This window comes from Vibrio sp. SCSIO 43153 (assembly GCF_023716625.1).
GTDB classification, from domain to species: Bacteria; Pseudomonadota; Gammaproteobacteria; order Enterobacterales; family Vibrionaceae; genus Vibrio; species Vibrio rotiferianus.
Window position 1 is genome coordinate 991,194 of the sequence record NZ_CP071855.1, and the last position, 19,991, is coordinate 1,011,184.

The 19,991-nt window shown below is 44.3% G+C and carries 14 protein-coding genes and 6 tRNA genes; 7 read left to right on the forward strand and 13 right to left on the reverse strand.

The genetic code is table 11. The annotated features are described in order from the left end of the window. Positions 1–51 precede the first annotated feature (51 nt). Both J4N37_RS04575 and J4N37_RS04580 read right to left on the reverse strand, forming a co-directional pair. Positions 52–1,926, reverse strand: coding sequence for an MFS transporter (locus J4N37_RS04575; protein WP_252041771.1), 1,875 nt, complete (start codon positions 1,924–1,926; stop codon positions 52–54). 13 nt (positions 1,927–1,939) lie between these two features. After that, the gene (locus J4N37_RS04580; protein WP_010447044.1) at positions 1,940–2,530 is read right to left on the reverse strand and encodes a TetR/AcrR family transcriptional regulator; all 591 of its coding nucleotides are present in this window, start codon (positions 2,528–2,530) and stop codon (positions 1,940–1,942) included. 259 nt (positions 2,531–2,789) lie between these two features. Between J4N37_RS04580 and J4N37_RS04585 the strand changes: the two genes are divergently transcribed. Next, entirely contained in the window at positions 2,790–3,662 is an 873-nt protein-coding gene (locus tag J4N37_RS04585; protein ID WP_010447046.1) for a Tim44 domain-containing protein, read from the forward strand. Between the two features lie 411 nt (positions 3,663–4,073). On the opposite strand, the gene J4N37_RS04590 is transcribed toward J4N37_RS04585, so the two are convergent. From J4N37_RS04590 to J4N37_RS04615, 6 genes are all read right to left on the reverse strand, one after another. Further along, positions 4,074–4,158, reverse strand: a tRNA-Tyr gene (locus tag J4N37_RS04590). 85 nt (positions 4,159–4,243) lie between these two features. After that, positions 4,244–4,328 (reverse strand) — tRNA-Tyr (locus J4N37_RS04595). 85 nt (positions 4,329–4,413) lie between these two features. Beyond that, a tRNA-Tyr gene (locus J4N37_RS04600) sits at positions 4,414–4,498 on the reverse strand. An 85-nt stretch (positions 4,499–4,583) separates the two neighbouring features. Beyond that, positions 4,584–4,668: transfer RNA gene (locus J4N37_RS04605), tRNA-Tyr, on the reverse strand. A gap of 85 nt (positions 4,669–4,753) precedes the next feature. Beyond that, positions 4,754–4,838 (reverse strand) — tRNA-Tyr (locus J4N37_RS04610). A gap of 85 nt (positions 4,839–4,923) precedes the next feature. Beyond that, positions 4,924–5,008 (reverse strand) — tRNA-Tyr (locus J4N37_RS04615). A 282-nt stretch (positions 5,009–5,290) separates the two neighbouring features. On the opposite strand from J4N37_RS04615, the gene J4N37_RS04620 reads away from it, so the two are divergent. The 3 genes from J4N37_RS04620 to J4N37_RS04630 all read left to right on the forward strand — a co-directional run bounded on the left by J4N37_RS04620 (position 5,291) and on the right by J4N37_RS04630 (position 9,919). Beyond that, positions 5,291–6,397 carry an efflux RND transporter periplasmic adaptor subunit gene (locus tag J4N37_RS04620; RefSeq protein WP_252041772.1) on the forward strand — a complete coding sequence of 369 codons (1,107 nt, stop codon included), beginning with the start codon at positions 5,291–5,293 and terminating at the stop codon, positions 6,395–6,397. Next, positions 6,397–9,510, forward strand: a complete 3,114-nt coding sequence (vmeF, locus tag J4N37_RS04625; RefSeq protein ID WP_010447066.1) for a multidrug efflux RND transporter permease subunit VmeF — start codon at positions 6,397–6,399, stop codon at positions 9,508–9,510. Before J4N37_RS04620 ends, vmeF begins: the two co-directional genes overlap by 1 nt. A gap of 226 nt (positions 9,511–9,736) precedes the next feature. Then, positions 9,737–9,919, forward strand: a complete 183-nt coding sequence (locus tag J4N37_RS04630) for a type II secretion system protein (RefSeq protein WP_128826809.1) — start codon at positions 9,737–9,739, stop codon at positions 9,917–9,919. A gap of 47 nt (positions 9,920–9,966) precedes the next feature. Here J4N37_RS04630 and J4N37_RS04635 read toward each other — a convergent pair whose 3' ends face one another. The 3 genes from J4N37_RS04635 to J4N37_RS04645 form a co-directional block, all read right to left on the reverse strand. Then, on the reverse strand, positions 9,967–11,289 hold the full coding sequence (locus J4N37_RS04635) for an IS4 family transposase (protein ID WP_252041773.1): 1,323 nt from the start codon (positions 11,287–11,289) through the stop codon (positions 9,967–9,969). A 10-nt stretch (positions 11,290–11,299) separates the two neighbouring features. After that, the gene (locus J4N37_RS04640; protein ID WP_252041651.1) at positions 11,300–12,493 is read right to left on the reverse strand and encodes an ISL3 family transposase; all 1,194 of its coding nucleotides are present in this window, start codon (positions 12,491–12,493) and stop codon (positions 11,300–11,302) included. 217 nt (positions 12,494–12,710) lie between these two features. Beyond that, on the reverse strand, positions 12,711–13,286 hold the full coding sequence (locus J4N37_RS04645; RefSeq protein ID WP_010447071.1) for a porin family protein: 576 nt from the start codon (positions 13,284–13,286) through the stop codon (positions 12,711–12,713). Between the two features lie 133 nt (positions 13,287–13,419). Between J4N37_RS04645 and J4N37_RS04650 the strand changes: the two genes are divergently transcribed. Continuing rightward, on the forward strand, positions 13,420–13,737 hold the full coding sequence (locus J4N37_RS04650; protein WP_252041775.1) for a DUF1244 domain-containing protein: 318 nt from the start codon (positions 13,420–13,422) through the stop codon (positions 13,735–13,737). A gap of 73 nt (positions 13,738–13,810) precedes the next feature. On the opposite strand, the gene J4N37_RS04655 is transcribed toward J4N37_RS04650, so the two are convergent. Continuing rightward, positions 13,811–14,905, reverse strand: a complete 1,095-nt coding sequence (locus J4N37_RS04655) for a PLP-dependent cysteine synthase family protein (RefSeq protein ID WP_252041776.1) — start codon at positions 14,903–14,905, stop codon at positions 13,811–13,813. Between the two features lie 145 nt (positions 14,906–15,050). Here J4N37_RS04655 and J4N37_RS04660 point away from each other — a divergent pair, with 145 nt between their 5' ends. Both J4N37_RS04660 and J4N37_RS04665 read left to right on the forward strand, forming a co-directional pair. After that, complete coding sequence (locus J4N37_RS04660) at positions 15,051–15,521, forward strand: Lrp/AsnC family transcriptional regulator (protein WP_010447078.1); 471 nt, start codon at positions 15,051–15,053, stop codon at positions 15,519–15,521. Positions 15,522–15,911: 390 nt separating this feature from the next. Next, a complete protein-coding gene (locus J4N37_RS04665; RefSeq protein ID WP_252041777.1) occupies positions 15,912–18,950 on the forward strand; it encodes a cadherin repeat domain-containing protein in 3,039 nt (1,012 codons plus the stop codon). 45 nt (positions 18,951–18,995) lie between these two features. Here the strand turns inward: J4N37_RS04665 and tesB are convergent, their stop codons facing one another. Further along, complete coding sequence (tesB, locus tag J4N37_RS04670) at positions 18,996–19,856, reverse strand: acyl-CoA thioesterase II (RefSeq protein ID WP_045389370.1); 861 nt, start codon at positions 19,854–19,856, stop codon at positions 18,996–18,998. Positions 19,857–19,991 lie beyond the last annotated feature (135 nt).

Consider the following 19,991-nt stretch of genomic DNA (forward strand, 5'->3'; position numbering starts at 1 on the left):
GTTCACTAAAACTAAACGCATGTTCAAGAATATGAAAATACTTGTTTGAATTTAACGCCAGTCTCCGCGGAGTGCTTTTACTTTCTCAAACATGGCTTGTGCACTGGCTTGTTTTGGATCGACTGGCGTTCCCGCTTCTATTTCCAGTTTGGACCAGAAACGTGTTGGAAGCCCCTTACATGCACGACCTTTCGCTCGGCTAAAGTAACTGCCCCACAAGCCTTTCAATGCCATCGGAATGACAGGAACAGGGCTACGGCGAAGAATGATATCAATACCGCGCATAAATTCATTCATCTCTCCATCTGCTGTCAAACGTCCTTCAGGGAAGATGCAGACAATATGACCTTCGCTCAATGCTTTTTCAACATCGCTGAAAGCTCTGCGAATAGAGGTTCGATTGCTGGCTGAGATAGGAATCACTCCTGCTCGACGAAGGAAGCGTCTTAGTGGAGGGAGGTTGGCATAGTCTTCTTCCATTACAAAGCGAATTAGGCGTGGGCAAACTGCACTTAACAGTAGCGAGTCCATAAAACTGACATGGTTACAGACGATCAACGCCCCACCGTGTTCTGGAAGGTGGTGTAAGTTCTTGTGTTTTACTCGGTAAATAGTATGGGTTACCACCCACATCACGAAGCGCACTACAAAGATAGGGATCTGTAGAAAGATGTATGTTGCAACGAGGAAGTTAAGAATCGCCAGAAGTGCGAACAGTTGAGGTATGCTCATCTCAAGCACGCTCAAACAAACAATGCCTAAAACTGCACTGCCCACCATAAAGAGAGAGTTAAAGATGTTTAAGCCCGCAATGACTTGCGCTCGTTCAGTTTCTTTTGCTCTGTGTTGCATTAAGGCGTATAACGGAACGATAAAGAGACCGCCGGAGACCCCGATCATCAATAAGTAAAAGAACAGCGACCAGAATGCCTCATAGCTAACAAATTCAGCGAATGTGTGGAAGCGGGGTAAGTCGGTTGGGATCGATGTCGCCATCAAGAAACCAAATATTGTAATACCCAAAGCACCAATTGGTACTATGCCGACTTCAATACGATGATTGGAGAGCCAATTACACGCCATGGAGCCAACCGCAATACCTACAGAGAATAGCGCTAGAAGGAAAGAAACCGCACTTTCGGTGCCATTCAAATACACCTTAGTGAAGTTAGGGAACTGAGTCAGATAAGCCGCGCCTAAGAACCAGAACCAACTAATAGCCATGATACATTGGAAGACAATTCGATCAGACTTCGCAATAGAAAGTGTGAGTTTGGTTTGCTTGTAGGGTTGCCACTTAAATTGAATATCTGGTGCGCCAGCTGAGGCGAAGGGAATAAAGCGGCTAGAGAGATAGCCTAGTACAGCGAAGATAACGACGCAGAATGCGGCAAGATATTTGGCATTGTCTGCAGATGCGATAAGACCTGCGCCAAGCGTACCGACCAAAATCGCGATAAACGTACCGGCTTCGACTAAGGCGTTACCAGGAACCAGTTCTTTTTCGTTGAGTTGCTGAGGAAGCAGTGCGTATTTGACCGGACCAAAGAACGCAGATTGCGTCCCCATCAAGAACAGAAGTAAAAGGAGCACGCCGTAGCTCTCAGTAATAAAGCCAATCGCTCCCAACAACATGATGCCTATTTCGAACAGCTTTACTTTGCGGATAAACCACGACTTCTCATACTTATCTGCTAGTACCCCAGCGGATGCGGAGAATAAGAAGAAAGGCAGAATAAATAGCCCCGCAGCAAGGTTGATGAACAAGTTGCTAGAGATCGGGAGCGCGCTAGAACCAGCAAAAGCAACAAACAGCAGCAGTACATTTTTGAATATGTTGTCGTTGAAAGCGCCAAAAAACTGGGTAACAAAATAGGGAAGAAACTTTTGCTGTCTAAGTAGAGACGACTGGCTGTCAGGTGACATGAATAATCCTTTATTACCAGTTCATTAAATAATTAGAGAGCAAGTTGTCGATCAGCTCTTTTCCGTCGATAGGCTCAGAAGAGAAGAACTTATCATCCACGCTAAGTAGGGTGATACCATGTACACCAGACCATAATACTCGGCTTGCTTGTAGCACTTCTTGCTCTGTCCTTTGAGGAGCAATCGCAGCTAGCAAGGCTTCTAGCATGCCTGTCATACCGTCGATGCGTTTAGCATGCCACTCAGGGAGTTCGGCGCCATTCATATTGTGTTCGAACACTAACTGCCAGCGGTATGGGTTCTGTTGAGCAAAATCGTGATAACAATAAGCGAGCTGAAAAAGCGCCTGATGTGAATCCTTGCTGTTTTTAGTTGCCTTTGTTGCTTGTTGCTGCAGCTCATCAAGTGTTTGTGCCACTACATGCAAAAGTAGCAGGTTGTAGTTACCAAAAACATTAACTAAGGTACTCGGTACATAGCCAATCATGTTCGCGATCTTACGAAGGCTGAGATCGTGGTATGAGTTTTCCGCCAAAAATTCTTGGACAGTGGAAAGAGTTAAATTTACCAATTCTTCTCGGGTGTGATCGTTTCTGCGCGCCATAATTTAATACTACATATTGAACATTGTTCAATATGATAGACAGCTAGGTAATAGGCGTCAATAAGGCAATCGCGTCAGAAACCTATGAGTTTGGCAATATTCTGATACATGTCGGATCATGTAGATAGTTTCATTGTTTTATTATAGCGAGTATGATGATTCCATATTCATCTTTGGCGTGCTACTGCTTGAGATTACAAAGTGCTCAGACGGTCGGATGCATATACTTAGATACTTATCGTCAATTTTAAGGATAACGATGAAACGTTTATTTTCGATTGTTGCTTTACTGATGTTTACCGTTGCCGTAACGCCTATCGCGGAAGCGAAGAAGTTCGGTGGTGGTAAATCTTTTGGTAAGAGTTACAAAACCGCGCCTGCTCCTAAACAGCAGCAACAAAATACAAATACCATCGGTAAAGAACAAGGTGCTAAGACATCGAGCAAAAAAGGCTTGATGGGTGGTTTACTGGGCGGTCTTCTAGCTGGTGGTTTATTGGCCGCATTCTTTGGTGGTGCGTTCGAAGGCATCCAGTTCATGGATATCCTAATCATCGGTTTGATTGCATTTGTGATCTTCAAACTGATGCGAGGCATGCTTGGCGCAAAGCAGGGCAGTATGAATCAGCATCGTCAACAGCCAGCATTTGGCGGTAACGCTTCTAAGTTCGAGCAACCAAACATGCAGAACTTTGAGCAGCAACCAAACACAAACGCTGGTGGTTTTGGCGGTTTCGGTGCTCAAACTGATGTACCACACAACTTCCCACCGGGTTTTGACCAAGCGGCATTCATTAACGGCTCTCGTGAGCATTACCGAATTCTGCAGGGTGCATGGAACCACAACCAACTGCACACCATTGAAGAGTACGTTTCTCCAAGCTTATTTGAAGACTTGAAGGCAGAGCGTGCGAAGCTGGAAGGCGAGCAACACACTGATGTGATGTATGTAGACGCTGAAATCGTTCGTGCTGATTATGACGCGAACAAAGCACAGCTTAGCCTACAGTTCAGTGGTCGTTACCGTGATGCTGAGGAAGGTATCGAAGAAGACATCGAAGATATCTGGCACCTAGAGCGTGACCTAACCGTGCCAAACGCACCTTGGTTGATTGTTGGTATTCAAGGTTAATCACCAACAGCGTTCAATTTAGTCTTAATAAAATCCCGCTTTCGAGCGGGATTTTTTATGCCCGTAGATCAGAGAATCTAAACGTATCAAACGAATGGTGAGCGGTTGAAGTCGAACTAAATAGGGTTGGTATAAGGGAAACGAAGAGCCACGCAGTAGGGAATAGTGAAGATAGAACTAATGAAGGTGAGCAATAGCTTGATTCCATTGGCAGAAGTAAATCGACTCAGACTTGAATGCTCTCTCAAATTGAGGTAGCTAAGAGTGCTTAGGTAACGTATTACTTAACGGGAAATCACGAACCATAGCTTTTTTACTGAGACTAGAGTTTAGCTGAGATCGCCGGGATAAAGTTGAAAACGATAGCGATAGAACGAAAAAAGCCAGCTCAATGAGCTGGCTTATTCAATATGGTGGAGGGGGACGGATTCGAACCATCGAAGGCAGTGCCGGCAGATTTACAGTCTGCTCCCTTTGGCCACTCGGGAACCCCTCCAGGGTATTTTTATACTTAGATGTTAGTTTCCCAACCTAGCTTCCAAGTTGTTCTCATGTTCAAAGGATAAACATAAGAAAGAATATGGTGGAGGGGGACGGATTCGAACCATCGAAGGCAGTGCCGGCAGATTTACAGTCTGCTCCCTTTGGCCACTCGGGAACCCCTCCAGGGTATTTTTATACTTAGATGTTAGTTTCCCAACCTAGCTTCCAAGTTGTTCTCATGTTCAAAGGATAAACATAAGAAAGAATATGGTGGAGGGGGACGGATTCGAACCATCGAAGGCAGTGCCGGCAGATTTACAGTCTGCTCCCTTTGGCCACTCGGGAACCCCTCCAGGGTATTTTTATACTTAGATGTTAGTTTCCCAACCTAGCTTCCAAGTTGTTCTCATGTTCAAAGGAAAAACACAAGAAAGAATATGGTGGAGGGGGACGGATTCGAACCATCGAAGGCAGTGCCGGCAGATTTACAGTCTGCTCCCTTTGGCCACTCGGGAACCCCTCCAGGGTATTTTTATACTTAGATGTTAGTTTCCCAACCTAGCTTCCAAGTTGTTCTCATGTTCAAAGGATAAACATAAGAAAGAATATGGTGGAGGGGGACGGATTCGAACCATCGAAGGCAGTGCCGGCAGATTTACAGTCTGCTCCCTTTGGCCACTCGGGAACCCCTCCAGGGTATTTTTATACTTAGATGTTAGTTTCCCAACCTAGCTTCCAAGTTGTTCTCATGTTCAAAGGATAAACATAAGAAAGAATATGGTGGAGGGGGACGGATTCGAACCATCGAAGGCAGTGCCGGCAGATTTACAGTCTGCTCCCTTTGGCCACTCGGGAACCCCTCCAGGGTATTTTTATACTTAAGATTTGTTTTCCCAACACATCTCTCAAGTGCGGAGCGCATCATAGCAAACTCGCTCCGGCTGTAAAGCGTTTTTCTTACGTTTTTACGTTGAATGCTGCCTTTTTGGGCAAAGATGGCAGAAAGTCAGCGTTTTGTATGTCCTTTAAACAAAAAGGAAACTTACTATTTACCGGAATTTACACTACTTGACGTTATACAACGTATCTACTGATAAACTGTATGCAGTTAAGTAATATCCATTTATTCTTTAGTAGTTACGATTATGAGCATGAAAGCCACTTTATCCATTTTGACGCTTTCTATATTGATGGCCTCACCCGCAGCTTTCGCAGCAAAGCGTGGACCGTCAGCAGTAACAGTTGTTACTGAACAAGTAGAAACGCATGAAATCAATCAGTCTTTATCGTTAATCGGCAAGCTTGAAGCTGCGGAATCAGTCATTGTTGCTTCAGAGGTTGCTGGCAAGGTGAAACAGATCGCCGTTAAAGCCAATCAAAACGTTCAGCAAGACCAATTGCTTATTCTATTAAATGACGATAAAGCACAAGCGGCTTTAGTAGAAGCACAAGCTTACTTAAAGGATGAGCAACGTAAGTTAAAAGAATTTCAGCGTCTGGTGAAACGTAATGCGATCACTCAAACAGAAATTGATGCACAAAAAGCCAGTGTAGAGATTGCAGAAGCGCGCCTTGATGCTGCAAAAGCCAACTTAGCGGATCTTCATATTGCAGCTCCTTTTGCCGGTACGGTTGGCTTTATTGATTTCAGTCGAGGAAAAATGGTCAGTGCAGGTTCTGAGTTACTGACTTTGGATGACCTATCGGTAATGGAGTTGGACCTGCAAGTACCTGAGCGTTACCTATCGATGTTATCTGTTGGTATGGAGGTTCACGCGACGACCAGCGCTTGGAACGGTGTTGATTTTGTCGGTAAAGTAACAGGCATTGATACTCGTATCAGTGCTGAAACTCTGAACCTACGTATTCGTATTGAATTCGACAATCCTGAAAGCCACCTTAAACCAGGTATGTTGATGAATGCGTCTTTGGTATTCCCTGCTATTGAAGCGCCAATTATCCCTGTTCAAGCACTGGAATACTCAGGTACTAAGCGTTTCGTGTACGTTATTGATGAAGACAACAAAGCGAAGCGTCAAGAAGTACTCTTGGGTGCACGTGTAGATAATGAAGTTGTGATTGAATCTGGTGTTGATATCGGTGACAAGATCGTCGTGCAAGGCATTGTGAACATGCGTGATGGCGTAGAAGTAAAAGAGATCGTTGCACCTGGCAAAGTGAAAACCGCTGACGCAAGTGGTGAGCAAGGTGTGAAAGGCTCGCAAGGCAAAGCGGCTAAGGAAGCAAACTAATGTTACTTTCTGACGTTTCCGTAAAACGCCCCGTTGCCGCGCTGGTATTGAGCATGCTGCTATGTGTATTCGGCTTTGTGTCGTTTACCAAACTTGCAGTACGTGAAATGCCAGACATCGAAAGCCCAGTGGTCTCGATCAGTACACGTTACGAAGGTGCTTCAGCAACCATTATCGAAAGTCAAATCACTTCAGTGTTGGAAGACCAACTTTCGGGCATCAGTGGTATAGACGAAATCAGTTCGACGACGCGTAACAGTATGTCGCGTATCACTATTACTTTTGAGTTAGGTTATGACCTCAATACGGGGGTAAGTGACGTTCGTGATGCGGTTGCTCGTGCTCAGCGCTCGTTGCCAGATGAAGCTGACGACCCAGTGGTGTACAAAAACAATGGCTCTGGTGAAGCTTCCCTCTATATTAACCTTAGTTCTTCTGAGATGGACCGAACACAGCTAACGGATTATGCCGAGCGCGTACTCATGGATCGGTTTAGTCTAATCTCGGGCGTAAGTTCTATCGATCTTTCTGGTGGTTTGTACAAAGTCATGTACGTGAAGCTAAAACCAGATTTGATGGCGGGGCGCTCGGTGATCGCTTCAGATATTACGTCAGCACTTCGTAGTGAGAACTTGGAAAGCCCAGGTGGTGAGGTACGTAACGACTCCACTGTTATGTCAGTGCGAACAGCTCGTACTTACAACACGCCAGAAGATTTTCAATATCTGGTCGTAAAACGTGCAAGCGACAACACGCCAATTTACTTAAAAGACGTAGCAGATGTCTTCATCGGTGCAGAGAACGAGAACTCGACCTTTAAAAGTGATGGTGTCGTAAACATCAGTTTGGGCGTTGTCCCTCAATCAGATGCGAACCCATTAGAAGTGGCGAAAGCTGTTCGCTCAGAAGTCGATAAGATTCAGAAGTTCTTGCCGGATGGTACTCGTCTTGCGATTGACTATGACGCGACGGTATTTATCGAGCGTTCTATTGCAGAGGTATACAGTACGCTATTTATTACCGGTGGCCTGGTTATTCTGGTGCTGTACATCTTTATCGGTCAGGCTCGTGCGACATTGATCCCTGCTGTAACGGTACCAGTCTCGCTCATTTCTTCCTTTATAGCCGCTTATTACTTTGGCTTCTCTATCAACCTGATTACCTTAATGGCGCTTATCCTGTCTATCGGTCTGGTAGTGGATGATGCGATCGTTGTCGTAGAGAACATCTTCCACCATATCGAACGCGGTGAGTCTCCTCTATTGGCAGCTTACAAAGGTACCCGAGAAGTAGGTTTTGCGGTTATCGCAACTACGCTAGTTCTGGTGATGGTGTTCCTACCGATTTCTTTTATGGATGGCATGGTTGGTTTGTTATTTACCGAGTTTTCAGTATTGCTGGCAATGTCGGTGATCTTTTCTTCGTTGATTGCACTAACACTGACACCAGTGCTAGGCAGTCAAATTCTAAAAGCGAACGTAAAACCAAACCGATTCAATCAAGTGGTTGATAAGTTGTTTGCTAAGCTAGAGGCCGGCTATCGTGCTGCTCTTAAAGGAGCGTTAAAGATTCGTTGGGCAGCACCTTTGGTTATCCTTGCTTGTATGGGTGGCAGTTACTTCTTAATGAATCAAGTACCAGCACAGTTAACCCCACAAGAAGACCGTGGTGTTATCTTTGCCTTTGTTCGTGGTGCGGATGCGACTTCTTACAACCGTATGTCGGCTAACATGGACATTGTAGAAGATCGTTTGATGCCACTTTTAGGCCAAGGTTTCCTGAAATCATTCAGCATCCAAACGCCGGCATTTGGTGGGCAAGCTGGTGACCAAACGGGTTTCGTGATCATGATTCTGGAAGACTGGAATGAGCGTGATGTCACCGCTCAAGATGCCTTGAATCAAGTACGTAAATCACTAGCGGGCATTCCAGATGTGCGTGTGTTCCCATTCATGCCGGGTTTTCGCGGTGGATCGAGTGAACCCGTGCAGTTTGTATTAGGTGGTTCGGACTACGATGAGCTTTTAGTCTGGGCGGAAATGCTGAAGAACAAGGCCGAAGAATCCCCGCTGATGGAAGGTGCAGAGATCGACTATTCGGAGAAAACGCCTGAGCTCCTTGTATCGGTTGATACGCGCCGTGCCGCAGAATTAGGCGTTAGCGTAAAAGACATTTCAGATACTTTGGAGATTATGCTGGGTGGTAAAAGTGAAACTACCTATGTTGACCGTGGTGAGGAGTATGATGTCTACCTACGTGGTGACGAAAACAGCTTCAACAACGCGGCTGATTTAAGCCAGATCTACTTGCGAACTAACAGTGGTGAACTGGTGACTCTAGATACCGTTACTAAGGTAGAAGAAGTCGCGGCATCAATTCGTTTGTCTCATTACAACAAACAGAAGTCGATCACTATTACTGCAAACTTATCGGAAGGCTACACCTTAGGCGAAGCACTCGACTTCTTAGATCAACAGGCGATTGATAACCTACCAGGTGATATCTCAGTAAGTTACTCGGGAGAGTCAAAAGACTTTAAAGAGAACCAAGCCAGTGTTGCTGTTGTGTTTGCCTTGGCATTGCTGGTGGCATACCTAGTACTGGCAGCGCAGTTCGAAAGCTTCGTTAACCCACTGGTGGTAATGTTCACTGTACCTATGGGGGTATTTGGCGGCTTCCTTGGCTTAGTTGTGATGAGCCAAGGGATGAATATCTACAGCCAGATCGGCATGATCATGTTGATCGGTATGGTAACCAAGAATGGTATTTTGATCGTTGAGTTTGCTAACCAACTGCGTGACCGTGGCATTGAGTTTGAAAAAGCGATTATTGATGCGGCTGCGCGTCGCCTTCGTCCGATCATGATGACGGCGTTCACGACGCTTGCTGGTGCAATCCCTTTGATTATGTCTACAGGAGCTGGCTACGAAAGTCGTGTGGCCGTGGGTACGGTTATCTTCTTCGGCATGGGCTTCGCGACGTTAGTTACCCTGTTCGTTATTCCTGCGATGTACCGATTGATCTCTGCGAAGACTCGATCACCTGGTCATGTCGAGGCTGAGTTGAACAAAGCACTGAGTCACGATACAAAAGGGCGTATTGCGCATCCGTAGGTTATTCTTGCTAAGATTTTGAAATTAAAAGCCGAACGTTTTTTGTTCGGCTTTTTTGTATTTTTTGTCTGATGATTTATAGATCTAATGATAATTGTTGGTTATTATTTCGCCACTTCTTCGAGGGGCACAGGATTTGCTCATCGTGTTTGGCTGAGCGTTTGGTCTTTTTGGGTGCTGCATTCGCAAGGAATGATGCTGTGCCAATGATGGTATGAGGTGTTTCTTGAAAAAGTGTCGTGGTAGTTATTTGATTGAAATGGTTGCGGTAATGGGGATGGTTGTATTGTTTGCGACAACCGTTTTACCTCAGTTTGCCAACGTTCTAAAAGCAAAAAGTGAGAAAACGTTGCAATCTGTTGAGCATCGTGTCCATGTCGATCAAAAGCACGATGAGATAGTTCTTTAGAATAAAGAAAGCCGAGGTCATATGCCTTAATGCCGTTCGGATAAGCATTAATGCTTATATCTAAATGGATATTTTGTAGGGACAAAAAGGACTGAACGTGGATACGTTCGGTCCTTTCTTTTATCCGGTAAAATGAAGTGACTTATGCTTTCCCTCATTTGCTTGAGTTTGCTCGGTAGAGTTCCATCAGGACTAAGTGCCAACCAACGTAACTGGGTATCTATTAAGTTTATTGCCGCTGTAAAGCTAACTCTAGTTGGGCTTACATCGGCGTCTTGAGCAATATGAATCATCTCTAGGCGCACCAAATTGTACGCTAGCAGTATTCCCCAGAGCTCTTGTCTAACACCAACAGCAAAACGACTTCTCAAGGTAACCTCGCTTTGTAGCTGAGTTTGCTTTATCTCACCGTAACCTTCTTCTATTTCCCAGCGTTGCCAATAGACAGCTAATAAATCTTCTAATGAGTACTTCTTAGGGTCAACAAGGGAAGTTATAAAGCCTTCAATTTCACCTTTTGGGTCTTTATAGAGGATGAGGCGTGCCTGCCAATGCGTCGGTAAATTAGGGTTATTACGCTGAGCTTGTGGTGAGATAGGCATAGAAATAAGCATGTCGTTTTCAGCAAAGTGCTCTACAACTTCATATCTTAATTTCCGTTTTACGGGGGTTAGCCAGTGACTATTGGAGGCTGCTGCATTCCACGATATCAACAGGTCGGCGGAAAAGTAGCAACGATCAAACAATGTTAGCGAGTTGGCTGGCACGTCTGCTAATAACCTGCGTGCTAACGTTGCCTCGCCAACCTGACAAGCATCGAATGCAGCCCCCATCATAAAGCGTGTCTCGGTCGCCATCAGGCCGACCAAGCGAAGTTGAGGGTAAGGTTTATGTTTTTGAGAAATGAATCCAAATGCTTGCGCATTGTCTTCTGAATCTTGACAACGAAAAGTTGTACCATCCACCGCCATGATGCTTAGCCCTAGCACCTTGTCTTTTACTAGTGCGTCGCTCTCCCAAGCCGCCACAGAGGTTTTAAACAAAGCGGCAAGAGGCGCCTTATCTAAACGTCGCCTAGAGTCAGTTAGCACACTAGGTGCAACACGAGACCATTTATTCTGAGGTTCGGGTTGAAGAGCTAAGTCAAGAGAACTACACACTTCCTTAATTGATTTATTCCGCTGCAGTCCCATCCAAATAACAAGCCAAACCGCTTGTTGCGCTGGTAAACTTCGTCTCCTAATACTTGCTTTAGATGTATCAAGCAAAGCTTGCTCTATCCATTCAAGTTGAATGGCATTAACTACAGATTCGTAGTTTTTACCATCCTCTATCGTTTCATGAGCCAAAACTAACTCTTGAGCAAACATAAAAAATGGTTCATCGCGGCTTTCCGGGGAAAGCCGCTTTTATCTTTAAGAAGAAGTAATCAGTATCTCGATAGCCATATCCCATCCGCTTGATTAACTTTATCTTGTTATTTATCCCTTCAAGCGTACAGGTATTCAGCGGATAGCTTGCTGAAGCAGTGATCCCATGAAGGTATGGACGGAGCTTTCGAGCGAACTCTTTGAGCGGCTTAATTTCACTCTCATTCACTTGTCCCAACCATACCTGCCACAGGTTTTTAGCCTGAAGTTCTGAGCCGCAACGCCACAGTTCTTTTAATTGCGCACCCAGCAAGTAGGTTGTCATCAAGTCCTGATTCATATTCAATATTTCTGTGAGGTAGCTTTCCTGTTGTGTATTTAAATTATCCCTATTTTTCAATAATACCCAGCGCGAACGTTTGACCCATTGCCTTGCTTTTTTATCCTGTTTTAGCTTATTGGCTTGGTCGACTCTGACTCTATCCATCACTTCACGACCGAACTTAGCAACAACGTGGAACAAGTCATAAACGACACGGGCATTTGGGCAATGCTCTTGGACTTCAAGGTCAAAAGCCGTATTCATATCCATTGCTACTGCTTCGATATTTTTTCCGTGCTCGCCTAATTGTTCAAAGAACGGTCGAATATCCTTGCGGCTACGACCTAGCCCTATCCAGATAACCTGATGACTTTTCGCATCTGCAATGACTGTCGCGTAACGGTGCCCTTTAAAAATGGCAAACTCGTCCATGACGAGTTGCCTTAATTCACCCCATTTAACTTGTGGTACTACTTGTTGAAGCCGACGTTTATCTATCTCTTTGATTGTGTGCCAATGAACGCCTGTCACTTGGGCTATATGTTTAATTGGTAGCAGGGGCAACAACTGCTCTATATAGCTTCGTAGGCGGTTAGTGATACGAGCATAAGGTTCCAACCAAGATAGTCGTTCTGTTTTAATGCCACAGTGACTGCACTTGATGCGTCGGGTTTGAACGGACAGTTCAACGGGAGCTCCTAGCAGTGTGGCTTCCTTCACGTTGCGCCATTGATACTCATGTATGGCTTGAGCTTTAAGCCCGCACGGACACCTAGCGATAGAGTTAGGTTTGAGAGTGAGCTTTATTAATGATGGAGTCTGATGAGACTTTACTATATGAAAGCCTTCCCAGAATGAAGATAGGAAAGTATGATTCGACATGAAAACGGTAGTTTGTGTAGGTTTTGTTTGGCGATAAAACTCTATCACTTACTACCGTTTTTGTTTTCAGTTCCCGCTTATCCGCGATGAACCTAAAAAATCCCCACTAACGTTGTTAGTGGGGATTGTCATACGATCCCAAGATCATTCAAGTCTCTAAACCGATCAGCATTAAGGTCATATGCCTCGGCTTTGGTTTTCTTTGCAGAATTTTAAATCAGAAGTTCTTGCCAATACTGATTTGAAAACCGTCATACTTGTCGTAAAAATCATCCAGCTCCACATCAGCAAAGCCGTATACGTATTCTGCTTTTAGCCAAAAGTTTTGGTCAATATCCCATTGTAAACCACCGCCTACGTTGAACATCACGCCGGAATTATCATCAACGTTATCGAGTGATTCGATATACATCTCTGCTTGAGTTAGTAGTGCGCTAGCACGACCGAATAGTTTAAATGGAGTATCGCCAAGGTAAGGTGAAGTAGCTAAACCTGACACACCAAATTGGTAGTAGTGTAGATTGATTTTTTCACTGGTTGGTTGGAATTTCAGTTCGCTTTGTGTGTAACGTACGACACCTTCTACTGAAAAGTACTCATTGATATTCTTACCCCAACCGATAGTGATATGCGGGTTTGCAAGTTCGCTTTCGGTATTGCTGCCAAATTTAGGCGTTTCGTAACCAATATTACCGCTACCTAAGTAGAAGTACATGTCTTGATCTTTTGGTTGAGCTGCATAAGCAGAAGCGCTTAATGCGATTGTAGACAGCAAGAAGATGGCATTTTTCATAATATGACTATAACCTTTGGTGGTACTAGCAGTTGAGTTTAATCAATGAGATAGAGGTTGGGTATATTAACAGCCTGAATAGACGGTTAGTCAACTAGCAGTGATCTCAATTCTAAAAATAAAGGAAAGTAAAGTGGCTGAATTCAAATACAAAAATCTGACCCAAGAAGAGCAAGACAAACTTGACGCAGCAACATTTCGTCGTCTGTTGGCGCATTTGGATGCAAACAAAGATGTGCAAAACATCGATCTGATGATCCTTGCGGGCTTCTGCCGCAACTGTTTCAGTAAATGGTACAAAGCAGAAGCGGAAGATCTTGGTGTGGAGATCGATATTGATGATGCGCGTGAGCGTGTTTACGGCATGACCTACGATGAGTGGAAACAAAACCACCAACCTAAAGCAACGCCAGAGCAGTTGGCTGCATTTGAGGCTCGTCAGAAAAAGTAACGCTTCTCAGAGCAAAGATAATAAAAAACAGCCCGCTGAATGAGCGGGCTGTTTTTGTATGTGAAGTCTGATTTTATTCAGTGATTGGACCGCAGCATGCTGGCTCAACGCAGCCATTCGACTGAATAATTTCAAGCTGTGCAAGGTAAGGTTGAATGTCACCGATGTTCTCTTTTACCCACTCTGTGTTGTAGTAAGTGTCTAGGTAACGTTCACCTGAATCACACAGCAGTGTCACGATAGAACCTGTCTCACCGCGTTGCTTCATTTCACATGCAAGCTGAAGCACACCATATAGGTTAGTACCTGTCGATGCACCCACTTTACGACCGATCAAGCCAGATAGCCAATGCGCCGTTGCAACGCTTGCTGCATCAGGGATTTTGCGCATTTCGTCTACAACGCCAGCGATAAAGCTTGGCTCTACGCGTGGACGACCGATACCTTCGATCTTGCTGCCGTTTTCGCCCTTGATGTCCGCGTTGCCAGATTGGAAGTAGTCGTAGAACACAGAGTTATCAGGATCAACTACACACAGTTTTGTGTCGTATTTTTGGTAACGAATGAATCGACCAATCGTTGCAGACGTACCACCTGTACCTGGGCTCATCACAACCCAGCTTGGGATTGGGTGATCTTCTAATTGCATTTGGCTAAAGATAGAGTTCGCGATGTTGTTGTTACCACGCCAGTCTGTTGCACGCTCAGCGTAAGTAAATTGGTCCATGTAGTGACCGTTTAGCTCTTTCGCTAGACGACGAGACTCGTCATAAATTTGGTCTGAACGGTCAACAAGGTGCGCTTTACCGCCGTAGAATTCGATTTGTTCAATTTTCTTACGTGCAGTGGTTTTTGGCATCACCGCAATAAATGGTAAGCCTAGAAGACGCGCGAAGTACGCCTCAGAAACTGCTGTACTGCCTGATGACGCTTCAATCACCGTGGTTTCTGGACCGACCCAACCATTACAAATTGCATAAAGGAATAGTGAACGAGCCAAACGGTGCTTCAATGAACCGGTTGGGTGCGTGCTTTCATCTTTTAGATAGATGTCGATACCTTCCAAAGAAGGTAGATCTAATTTGAATAGGTGAGTATCTGCTGAGCGTTGAAAGTCTGCTTCGATTTTGCGTACAGCATTGTTGATCCAGTTGTGGTCAGTACACATAACGTGACTCCTCGAAATTCTGTAGGGTAGTTGTTTTTGTCTATAGGGATAATCTACCTATAACCCTAGAGAAAAACTTTGCTATTATTGTTCTGTTAATTATCAAAAGTAGAAAATTTTTCTATTTATTGGGAGTGATCTAGGAATGAGCTTAGATAAAATCGACAGGCAGTTGCTTTCTTTCCTCCAAAATGATGGAACCTTGTCTTTAAATGACTTGGCTGAGCGAGTGAACCTGACCACCACTCCTTGCTGGAAGCGTTTGAAAAAGCTGGAAGACGAAGGCTATATCGAGAAGCGCGTTGCATTGCTTAGTGCAGAGAAGCTGGATTTATCTTTTATTGCATTTGTGCAACTTAAGACTAGCGACCATTCAGAAGGGTGGTATCACCACTTTGTAACCACCGTAAGTGATTTCCCTGAAGTCATGGAGTTCTATCGGATGGCTGGGGAATACGACTATATGATGAAAGTTGTCGTAAAAGACATGAAGCGCTTTGATGAGTTCTACAAGCGATTGGTCAACAGCGTGAAAGGTTTATCCAATGTCACCTCAACCTTTGCAATGGAGCCGATTAAGTACACTACGGAACTGCCGATAAGTATTAGCTTGTAACCTTCTGCAAGTTTTGAGAAATGGCTTTACCTACCACAAGTTGAGACTACTGATATTCATTCCCCATATCATTGGTAATGAAAGTCCATTTAAACAGATGGAAAATCCACAAAAAATCGACATATCACGACTGTTTTTGTCTTAATTTTGAGAAATAATTCAGAAAAACCTCTGAGTATCTAACCAGTACTTTGTACATTTTATTTTTCTAATGGAAATAGGTAATCGTTTGCTTTTTGGTGGAATGCCGTGTTTTTGACGACGTTAGTGACCTTTGTGGGATGTTTCATCGGCTTTTCAACTATTTGTCCATCGAATAAAAGGCTGTTGATGAATAAAACATCGTATTATTATCGCTGCACCTTGGGATGTAACTGATTATTACAAAAAATGAAAAATTACTTTTTAACTGCTTGCTTTATTGCCGCTTTATCGGGTTGTGGAGGTGGAGATACTTCATCTCCTTCAGCACCGCCAGCTGCTACCGTCACCAAACAGGTTCGTCCAGCGCTTGAAAGTGAAGACTCTTCACTTATTTTCAATGGCTCTGGAACCGTAACTCATGCCATTTTACGCAATGTTCATGGGACGATTACATATCAAATTTTAGATTCGACTCCTCCAAATGTAATCGCGATTGATGAATACGATCAGCTTCAAGTGCTGCGCCCAGGAACAGCTACGGTAAAAGCAGTGGATTCCAGCTCTTATTATGAGCAATCTGAGTCAGTGTTTACATTGACTGTAGAAAGAGGTGCGAACACCGAGCTTATGGTAAATGATTTACACATTAACCCGACAGAAAGAGGCGATAACTCGCTAACTGTGCGAGGTCAGAAGGGTGATCTCACATTCTCGGTAGCTTCCGGAGATGAGCACCTTATTCGTGTAGATCAAAAAGGCTCAGTTCAGCCCGTCGGTCCAGCTGGTGTTGCTACTGTAATTGTTGCTGATAGTGGTAATGATTTTTACCAACCTAAAACCATTCACGCGCGCGTGGTTGTTCATGAAATCAGCGCAGATCAACTTCAGTATGCTTGGTTAGAAACTGAGTATCGTGAAGGAATCACATTGGAGCCAAAGAGATTAGATACAACAGATCTTGATAGTGTCTCATTTCGAATTGTAGATAGCTATCCTGATGATAATGTAGCAAAAATTTTGAACTCTGAAACTGGTTTGATTCTGGCGCGTAATACCGGGCGTGTGACTATTGAAGCTGTTGCCAACTATTCAGATTCCTACGATCATAAACAACAGACTGCTTACTTTACCTTAGATGTGCTTCAAGGTAAGCGTGAACCACTTCAGGTTAGCAACATTGCAGTAACTTATGCGGAAAATGGTTTTGTATATCCGAATGTCTCTCATGCCCGAGGAGCCCTTTCTTACCGTGTACTGAGTGGTGAAGATGCAATCACAGTCAGCGAAGATGGTAAGAAACTCAAAATCCTTGGTGTAGGTCAGGCTCAAGTGGAAGTGCGTGAGAGTAGTCTAAGAAACTATCCAAGCAGCAAAACTACATTTGATGTAGAAGTTAAACGAGCATTAAATTCTCGTATCGAAAACGTCGAATTGAAACTCATTTATCATCCAGACCTGAGAATTCCATTGGAGTTTCCGGGGCAGAAAGGCCAGATCAGTTTGGTTGAACAGCTACCTAGTGGCTTACGTTTGGTTAATGATGAAATTGCAGTTGACCAGGCCGGGCATTATTTGCTCACTCTTGAAGATAACGGTGGAAGTGAATATCAGCCAGCTAGGTTTAGTGTTGATATAGATGTTGCTAAGGCTGTGGGCGAGAAGTTGTCTGTTCACAACTATGAAGAAGTTTACAGCAAGGATTTACAACTGACCTTAGAGCGTGACTTTGAGGCTTACAAAACATTTGATCACGTTGAAGTGTTGAGTAACTCGAACCCAGAGGTAGCAAATGAGATTGCTCGAGGACTGATCCATGTATACCGTTCGGGCAGAACAACTCTTGTTTTAAGGAGAGCTGAGAGTACAAACTATACGGCAGGTCCAGAGCAAGAGGTGAAGATCAACATTTTAAATGCGCCTAGCCGAATCCATGTAGATTCAAAAATCGATGCTGTGTGGAGGCCGAACAAACCATATTTGTCTCTACCAAAGATCACAGGAACAGTCGGCGAAGTATCTTATAAGATTGCCGAAGGTGAAGATGAAGATGTCGTATCAGTCGACGTTCATTCGGGAGAAATGCGAATCTTAAACGCTGGCAGCACAATGGTCGTAGTCTCTGATACTGGTAGCGCCCAATATGACCCAGGTCATGGTAGCTTTGCGGTGAATATTACTCAAGCAGACAACCCTGTTGATATCAAATACCCAACGGTAGATTTCCAACACGGTAAGAAAGTGGTACCAGAAGTATCCGCTGTAGATATTGAGACGAGCTATAGGTTGCTTAGCCAGACTAGGCCTGTCGTTACTCTGGAGTCAAAAAACACGGGTGAAGTATCAGTTCTTCATGCTGGTAGCTATAAACTCGAAGCGACTCTTTCTGCGAGAAACTACAAAACCAAAACGCTATCTGTTAATGGCTCTATTACGAAAGCCGATCACCCTGGGTTATCGAGTACATCGCAGCCTGTTAATTTTGAGCCGTTTAAGGCTATTACTCTTGAGCTAGGTCCTGCTATTGGGATGCGTAGTTATGCGTTTGAGAATACGATCAGCCAAGAACTGGCTACGTTGAATGCTCAAACCGGCGTTGTTACTTTGAACGAATATTCACCCGCTCATTCTATCAAATTGAAGGTCTCTGAAGCAGAGTCTGAAGACTATAAGGCTATGAGCGACAAAACTATCTCCATACCAGTTACTCTTGACAAGTCTGATGCTGATCGTGAATACACGTTAACTGGTGGTCAAACGGTAGTCGTTAGTACTTTAAGTGCGCCAGAGTTTGCGAATCTGCAAGATTCCGAATTTGGTCTCATGGGTGTGCGTGGAGTAAGAGAACCTACGGATGGTGAGATAGCTTCCTACGGCAAAGGAAAGGTCGTTTTGCTGCAAATGAAATCAATCGATAACCCTGAAGCATCACCAAAAGGTATGTGGATGCATATTGCTCGTATTGATGACTGCTTGTCATTACTAGACGAAGATAATGTTAAACCGTTTCAGGCGATCAGTTATCTAGATGATGGTTATTGCAAAACCGGTAGAACCCTGCGTATGACAAGGTTTTTGGTGATTGATGATAGCCAATTGAACGATGGAGAAACCTATAAAATCGATAGTCCATTAGTTTATTACCGTAAGGGCGCTCGTAAGTTTCGAGCGGATGATTTTGGTGGCTCTTATGCGGATCCTGACGTAATTTATGGGGTATCTAAATACGGATGGCATAAATCACTCTATGAGTGGGGCGTTATTCAAATGAATTATAAAGTGAATTAAAAAAGGGGAGTGCAGCGCACTCCCCTTTTTAAATTTACGTATTCGTTATTTAGTAAAGCGCATTACGCCTTCTTGTACTGCTGTTGCAACTAGGTGACCTTGTTGGTTGTATATCTCGCCACGAACTAAACCGCGAGTGTTGCTCGCTGTTGGACTTTCAATTACATACAACAACCAATCGTCCATTTTAAATGGACGGTGGAACCAGATTGAATGGTCAATAGTAGCTACTTGGAAGTTGGGGGTCATCAGCGACACTTCGTGTGGGTGAAGTGCAGTGGTCAAGAAGCCCCAATCCGATGCGTACGCCAACAGATATTGGTGGATCAATTGATTGTCAGGCATCTCACCATTGGCTCGAATCCACAGATACTGTTTCGGCTCTGTTTTTTTGGGTTTTAGTGGATTAACTATGTTAACTGGGCGGGTTTCAATGGGTTTCTCACCACAGAACGTTTTACGTAGTCGCTCTGGTAAGAACTCGGCAATGTGGCTTGCTAGCTCCGTCTCGGAGGGGAAGTTCTCTGGCCCAGGAATGTCTGGCATGGTGTTTTGGTGATCAAAGCCCGGAGCGTCACCATGATAAGAAGCGGTCAGGTAGAAAATCGGACGACCATTCTGAATTGCCTTCACGCGGCGAGTACTAAAGCTACGGCCATCACGCAGATTCTCGACATCGTAAATGATCGGCTTTTCAGGATCGCCAGGGTATAGGAAGTAACTGTGGAATGAATGTACGGTACGTGCGTCTTCTACCGTGTATCGCGCGGCAGATAGCGCTTGTCCAATAACCTGACCACCATAAACTTGAGGTAAACCTAGGTTCTCGCTTTGTCCGCGGAACAAGCCTTCTTCTAGTTTTTCGAGTTGTAGTAGGCTGAGCAATTCTCTTAATGGTTTACTCATGATGTCTCCTCACCTTATTTTTATTGCTGCTTCAATTATGAAACAAAATCAACTGTTTGGTAATTTCTAACTTAGTCAAACTATTGTCAAATCGCTAAACGTACAGCAGACAGTTTAATAATCTCCCTCTATACT

What these genes read in the sequence shown, in the direction of transcription:
- J4N37_RS04620 (WP_252041772.1), top strand. Translation starts at nt 5,291, where the DNA reads ATGAGCATGAAAGCCACTTTATCCATTTTGACGCTTTCTATATTGATG.
- J4N37_RS04575 (WP_252041771.1), bottom strand. Translation starts at nt 1,926, where the DNA reads ATGTCACCTGACAGCCAGTCGTCTCTACTTAGACAGCAAAAGTTTCTT.
- J4N37_RS04635 (WP_252041773.1), bottom strand. Translation starts at nt 11,289, where the DNA reads ATGTTTGCTCAAGAGTTAGTTTTGGCTCATGAAACGATAGAGGATGGT.
- tesB (WP_045389370.1), bottom strand. Translation starts at nt 19,856, where the DNA reads ATGAGTAAACCATTAAGAGAATTGCTCAGCCTACTACAACTCGAAAAA.
- J4N37_RS04580 (WP_010447044.1), bottom strand. Translation starts at nt 2,530, where the DNA reads ATGGCGCGCAGAAACGATCACACCCGAGAAGAATTGGTAAATTTAACT.
- J4N37_RS04645 (WP_010447071.1), bottom strand. Translation starts at nt 13,286, where the DNA reads ATGAAAAATGCCATCTTCTTGCTGTCTACAATCGCATTAAGCGCTTCT.
- J4N37_RS04585 (WP_010447046.1), top strand. Translation starts at nt 2,790, where the DNA reads ATGAAACGTTTATTTTCGATTGTTGCTTTACTGATGTTTACCGTTGCC.
- J4N37_RS04665 (WP_252041777.1), top strand. Translation starts at nt 15,912, where the DNA reads ATGAAAAATTACTTTTTAACTGCTTGCTTTATTGCCGCTTTATCGGGT.
- J4N37_RS04660 (WP_010447078.1), top strand. Translation starts at nt 15,051, where the DNA reads ATGAGCTTAGATAAAATCGACAGGCAGTTGCTTTCTTTCCTCCAAAAT.
- J4N37_RS04655 (WP_252041776.1), bottom strand. Translation starts at nt 14,905, where the DNA reads ATGTGTACTGACCACAACTGGATCAACAATGCTGTACGCAAAATCGAA.
- J4N37_RS04640 (WP_252041651.1), bottom strand. Translation starts at nt 12,493, where the DNA reads ATGTCGAATCATACTTTCCTATCTTCATTCTGGGAAGGCTTTCATATA.
- vmeF (WP_010447066.1), top strand. Translation starts at nt 6,397, where the DNA reads ATGTTACTTTCTGACGTTTCCGTAAAACGCCCCGTTGCCGCGCTGGTA.